Source organism: Streptomyces sp. ATLC9 (assembly GCF_057196705.1).
In genome coordinates this window covers 1-6,138 of the sequence record NZ_JBXUOY010000290.1, presented here as the reverse complement: position 1 = coordinate 6,138, position 6,138 = coordinate 1, and the positions used below count along the sequence as shown (strand labels likewise).

5 protein-coding genes are annotated in these 6,138 nt (G+C 70.7%); all 5 read left to right on the top strand.

Going from position 1 to position 6,138, the window contains the following annotated elements; genetic code table 11:
* Positions 1–286 precede the first annotated feature (286 nt).
* Positions 287–1,375: a redox-regulated ATPase YchF gene (gene ychF / locus AC2CJA_RS22740; RefSeq protein WP_484604539.1), complete on the top strand. Its 1,089-nt coding sequence runs from the start codon at positions 287–289 to the stop codon at positions 1,373–1,375.
* A 724-nt stretch (positions 1,376–2,099) separates the two neighbouring features.
* Positions 2,100–3,683 (top strand): S8 family peptidase, encoded by a 1,584-nt coding sequence (locus AC2CJA_RS22735; RefSeq protein ID WP_484604538.1) that lies wholly within the window; start codon positions 2,100–2,102, stop codon positions 3,681–3,683.
* Between the two features lie 202 nt (positions 3,684–3,885).
* Positions 3,886–4,638 (top strand): GntR family transcriptional regulator, encoded by a 753-nt coding sequence (locus AC2CJA_RS22730; protein ID WP_484604537.1) that lies wholly within the window; start codon positions 3,886–3,888, stop codon positions 4,636–4,638.
* A 173-nt stretch (positions 4,639–4,811) separates the two neighbouring features.
* Complete coding sequence (locus tag AC2CJA_RS22725) at positions 4,812–5,042, top strand: SPOR domain-containing protein (RefSeq protein ID WP_484604536.1); 231 nt, start codon at positions 4,812–4,814, stop codon at positions 5,040–5,042.
* An 88-nt stretch (positions 5,043–5,130) separates the two neighbouring features.
* The coding region (locus AC2CJA_RS22720; protein WP_484604535.1) for a PAS domain-containing protein at positions 5,131–6,138 on the top strand (1,008 nt) is incomplete at its 3' end.

Genomic DNA, 6,138 nt, shown 5'->3' with positions numbered 1-6,138 from the left:
GGCGGCCCCGGCGTCCGCGCGGGGCGGGCCCGGCACGGGCCGCTCCGGCGTGCGCCGGAGCGCGCTCTTCTCGGTTTCGGGGGACGCGGGCCGCACCGCCCGGCGTCGCGGACGGAGACGGGGGATGCGCGCACTGTGTTGCTCCACCGCACCAACGTAGGCCGGACACCGCCCCGGATCCCGGTACGGACACGCCAGGGCCGTCCTTTGGAGTGCCCGTAGACTGGTGGATCGGCCCCCGTCCGGGCCGGTCCACCCAGATCCTCTCGCTACGGGAAGTCGCCACGTGTCGCTCACGATCGGAATCGTCGGTCTGCCCAATGTCGGCAAGTCGACCCTGTTCAACGCCCTGACCAAGAACGACGTCCTGGCGGCCAACTACCCGTTCGCCACCATCGAGCCGAACGTCGGCGTCGTCGGCGTCCCCGACGCCCGGCTCGCCCGGCTGGCGGAGATCTTCGGCTCCCAGCGGGTCCTGCCCGCGACCGTCGACTTCGTCGACATCGCCGGCATCGTGCGCGGCGCGAGCGAGGGCGAGGGACTGGGCAACAAGTTCCTGGCGAACATCCGCGAGTCGGACGCGATCTGCCAGGTCATCCGCGCCTTCGACGACGAGAACGTGGTCCACGTCGACGGCAGGGTCTCGCCGGGGGACGACATCGAGACGATCGACACCGAGCTGATCCTCGCCGACCTCCAGACCATCGAGAAGGTCCTGCCCCGGCTCCAGAAGGAGTCCCGGACCAAGAAGGACGTCCAGCCCAAGGTCAAGGCCGTCGAGGAGGCCAGGGCCATCCTGGACGAGGGCCGCACGCTGTTCTCGGCGGGCATCGTCCAGGGCTCCGAGCGGGCCGGGCTCCTGCACGACCTGCACCTGCTCACCACCAAGCCCTTCCTCTACGTCTTCAACGTGGACGAGGACGAGCTGGGCGACGAGGCGTTCAAGGAGGAGCAGCGCAAGCTGGTCGCCCCGGCCGAGGCGATCTTCCTCAACGCCAAGCTGGAGTCCGACCTCGCCGAGCTGGACGAGGACGAGGCCCTGGAACTGCTCCAGTCGGTCGGCCAGGAGGAGCCGGGCCTGGCAACCCTCGCCCGCGTCGGCTTCGACACCTTGGGCCTCCAGACCTACCTGACGGCGGGTCCGAAGGAGGCCCGCGCCTGGACGATCCGCAAGGGCGCCACGGCCCCCGAGGCGGCCGGGGTGATCCACACCGACTTCCAGAAGGGCTTCATCAAGGCCGAGGTCATCTCCTTCGGGGACCTGGTCGAGGCGGGCTCGGTGGCCGAGGCCCGCGCCCGCGGCAAGGCCCGCATGGAGGGAAAGGACTACGTGATGCGCGACGGCGACGTGGTGGAGTTCCGCTTCAACGTCTGACACCGGGCCGATGTCCGTGCCCGACTCGCTTTTCGGCGGGTCGGGCACAGGTATCCGGCCGCAGCGAATCCTCGATCCGGCGATGCGGTGACAGCGTTTGTCGGGAGGGGGCGGCGACACGGTCTCAGACCTTGACGACCTCCACAGAAAGGCCGCACAGGAGTGTCAGGTCTTCGGGATCGGGGGTGAGGACGGTGACCGGCTGGGGCGCGCCGCGCGCGATGGCGGCGAGAGCGGCATCGATGGCGTACTTGTGGCCGTGAAGGTGGTGGGTGCGGGGGAGGACGGCGGCCTGGTCGGTGATCCCCCTGGTGACGTCATGAACGTCTGCGCGGGGGAAGGCCCACTTGACGCGGGCCGGGGGCCTCGACCTCTTCGCGGGTGAGAGCTTCGTTGTCGGTCTCGAAGTCGGCGACGATCTCTCGCAGCTTGTCCATGGCGACTCTCTGTTCCAGAGACGCGGCGACGTAGGCGGAGAAACCGCCGCGTCACGGTCCCGCGCGTGCTGGTCGAGGGTGATCCGGAGCCGACGCGCCGTGACCGGAAGTGTGTTGACGGCATGTGACATGTACGTGTCTTTGTGCACGCACCCTTGTGTCTTTCCTGTGGATCGGCGAATCTTTCGAGCGGCGAGTCATTCCGGCACCCCGCACCTTCCGGTGCCTGGTTTGTCATGCCCATGCGCATCCCTCAGTAGCGCACCCCACAAGAGGAGGACCCCCACATGGCAGCGATGCGTCCCACCCGACGCAGACGTGCCCACGTGGCCGCGGTGACCGCCGCGGCCCTGGCCATCGGTTTCGTGCCCGCCGCGGCGGCCGTGGCCGCTCCGCCCGCCGAAGGCGTGATCCAGAACGCCGACGCCCCCGGAGCGATCGAGAACAGCTACATCGTGACCCTCGACGAGGACGCGGCCGACGCCGGTTCCTCGAAGGGCAGGTCGCTGATGAAGAAGTACGGCGCCTCCATCAAGCGCACCTACCGCGAGGCGCTCAACGGCTACGCGGTCCGGCTGACCGAGGCCGAGGCGAAGAAGCTCGCCGCCGACCCGGCCGTGGACGCGGTGGCGCAGGACCAGAAGGTCTCCATCGCCGGCACCCAGACCAACCCGCCGTCCTGGGGCCTGGACCGCATCGACCAGCGGTCCCTGCCGCTCGACCGCAGCTACACCTACCCGGACTCAGCCGGGCAGGGTGTGAACGCCTACATCATCGACACCGGTGTGCGGATCAGCCACGGCGACTTCGGCGGCCGGGCGGTGAACGGCTACGACGCGGTGGACGGCGACAACGTGGCGCAGGACGGCAACGGCCACGGCACCCACGTCGCCGGCACCGTCGCGGGCACCTCGCACGGCGTCGCCAAGAAGGCGAAGATCGTGGCCGTGCGCGTGCTGGACAACAACGGCTCCGGCACCATCTCCGGCGTGGTCGCGGGCGTCGACTGGGTGACGCGGAACGCCGTCAAGCCCGCGGTGGCCAACATGAGCCTGGGCGGCGGCGCCAACTCCACCCTCGACACCGCCGTGCGCAACTCCATCGCCTCCGGCGTCACCTACGCCGTGGCCGCGGGCAACTCCAACACCAACGCGTCGACCTCCTCCCCCGCCCGGGTCGCCGAGGCCCTCACCGTCGGGTCCACCACCAGCTCCGACGCGCGCTCGTCCTTCTCCAACTACGGCAGCATCCTGGACATCTTCGCGCCGGGCTCGTCCATCACCTCCACCTGGCACACCTCCGACAGCGCCACCAACACCATCTCCGGCACGTCGATGGCCGCGCCGCACGTCGCCGGTGCCGCCGCGCTGCACCTGGGCGACAACCCGGGTGCCACCCCGTCCCAGGTCGCGGCCGCCCTGGACTCCGCCGCCGTCACCGGTGCGATCTCCAACCCCGGCAGCGGCTCCCCGAACAAGCTGCTGAACGTGGGCGAGGGCGGCCCGGGCGACCCCGGTGACCCGCCGGGCGACCGCTTCGAGAACACCACCGACTACCCGATCAGCGACAACTCCACCGTGGAGTCCCCGATCACCGTCTCGGGCGTCAGCGGCAACGCCCCCTCCGACCTGAAGGTCGAGGTCGACATCCGGCACACCTACAGCGGTGACCTGCAGGTGGACCTGGTCGCCCCCGACGGCACCGCCTACCGTCTCAAGAACTACGGGACGGGCGGCAGCGCCGACGACGTGATCGGTACCTACACCGTCGACGCCTCCTCGGAGGCCGCGAACGGCACCTGGAAGCTGAGGGTCAGCGACAACGCCTACTGGGACACCGGCAGGATCAACTCCTGGGCGCTGCAGTTCTGAGCCCCGGCGTTCTCGCCATCCGGTGGTTCTGACCGCTCCGCACCGGTCCCGGCCCCCCGGGTTTGCGGGGGGGGCCGGACCCGTGCTCGAAACCTGCCCTGAACAGCACTTCATCACATCGGGTGAAACCCTGGCCGATCATTGCGGTGTACATCCTCCCGTTGCCAAGCTGTTGCGCACCGTCAAGCCGTTGGGAGGGCATGTGCCTTTCGGTGAGCAGCCCGCATATCTGCGTGTGGCCGGGGATCTCCGCCGGAAGATCGCCGACGGCACGCTTCCGCCGCGCACCCGGCTGCCGTCGCAGGCCCGTATCCGCGCGGAGTACGGCGTCTCGGACACCGTCGCGCTGGAGGCCCGCAAGGTGCTGATGGCCGAGGGGCTGGTCGAGGGCCGCTCCGGGTCGGGGACGTACGTGCGCGAGCGGCCCGTGCCGCGCAGGGTGATCCGCACCGGCTACCGGCCGGCCGGCGAGGCCGGCCCGTTCCGTCAGGAGCAGGCCGACGAATGGGTGTCGGGCACCTGGGAGTCGCACAGCGAGCAGGAGGAAGCGGGTCCGGCGGTCGCCGAGCGGCTGCGGATCAAGGAAGGGGAGCGGGTGATGTGCACCCGCTACCTGTTCCGTGTCGGCGGGGAGCCCTCGATGCTCTCCACTTCCTGGGAGCCGCTGGCCGTCACCGGACGCACCCCCGTGATGCTGCCGGAGGAGGGGCCGCTGGGCGGACGGGGGGTGGTGGAGCGGATGGCGGCCATCGACATCGTCGTGGACAACGTGGTGGAGGAGGTCGGCGCCCGTCCCGGACTGGCCGAGGAGATGCTCGTGCTGGGCGGTGTACCGGGGCACACCGTACTGGTGATCGAGCGGACGTACCGCGCGGGCGGGCGTCCGGTGGAGACCGCGGACGTGGTCGTGCCGGCGGACCGCCACCGCGCGGTGTACCACCTGCCCGTACGCTGAAGCGCTCCCGCCCGCCCTTCCCGCCGCCGCTCGCACACATGGCCGAAACAATGCCGCATTGTGTCAATGCGAATGCGCTGCGTTAAGTTCAGGCGTAGGCTCGGGCATATGCAGACCGGTGGATCGCTGGGGGAAGTCGCACGGCGCGGGGCGCCGTGCGGGAGGGGCGCACGATGAGCGAGGGCAAGGCCGTGCTCCCCTGGATGGTCATAAGGCAGGACCCGAACGGCAACCGCTACCGCGTCGGCCGCTACGCCACCCGGGCCGAGGCCCAGGGCATGGTCGAGCGGCTGAGCGGGCACCGGGCGGGCGGCGCCGGAGTGGGAGGGGCGGACGGGGGTGGCGCGGGAGAGCGGCGCTACTTGGTCGAGCGCCTGCGCCGGGGAAGCGGTGATCACGCCTGACTCAATGCACAATCGGGTATGCGGACAAACAGTCCCAAAGTGCCCGGGTGTGCGCTCGGGCGAAGGCTCGAGCGTGGACGAGGACGGCGTGAGCGACCCACCCAAGGCATTCCACGGCGCGGTCGAGGGCGTGACCACCTCACTGCTCGACACCCTGCGCGTCGGTGTCGTCATGTTCGACACCGACGGCTACGTCGTGCTGTGGAGCCCCACGGTCGAGGAGATCCTCGGCTGGCCCGCCGACGCCATGGTCGGCCGCTACTACGGCGATTACCTCACCGATGTCCCCGTGGAGGCGTCCTCGGGCGCCCCGACCTCGCGCGGCGAGGTCTACCGGGCCGTCCGGGAGAACGGATACTGGCGCGGCAACCTCCGAGTCCGCCACCGGGACGGGCACACCGTGGAGGTGGAGGCCCGCGCCTCCCTGCTCACGCCACCCGACCGCAAACCGTTCGTTCTGGCCAACATCGTCGAGACCTCCCGGCTGCGCGCCGTCGAACAGGACCTCGCAGCCCTCGACGCCCTCTTCGCCACCTCCCCGCTCGGCATCGCCGTCCTCGACACCGAGCGCCGCTACGTCCGCGCCAACGAGGCATTCGCCCGGCTCAACGGGAGGACGGTCCGCGAGACCCTCGGCAGGACCGTCCACGATGTCCTGCCGGGGGCCGTGGCCGACACCCTCGCCCAGATCCAGTCCCTCGTGCTGGAGACCGGCCGTCCCGTCGTGGACACCGTCCTGGCCGCACCCGGCGGGCACGGCTGGCGCTCGGTGTCGTACGGCAGGCTCACCAGCCCCGACGGACGCGTCCTCGGCGTCAGCTCCACGGTGATGGACGTCACCGAACGGCGCGACGCGATGGAGAAGATCGAGCGCGCCCGGCAGCGGCTGAAGCTCCTGGACGACATCGGCGTTGCCCTCGGCGACCTGCTCGACGTCTCCAGGATCGCCAGGACGCTCGCCGGCGCCCTCGTTCCGCGCTTCGCCGACTACTCGAGCGTGATGCTCTACGGCGCCGTCGCCCACGGCGGTGAACTGCCCCGGGGGGGGGGGGGGGGGGGGCGCGCCGGCGCCCGCGCGGCGGGGCCGCGCGGGGGG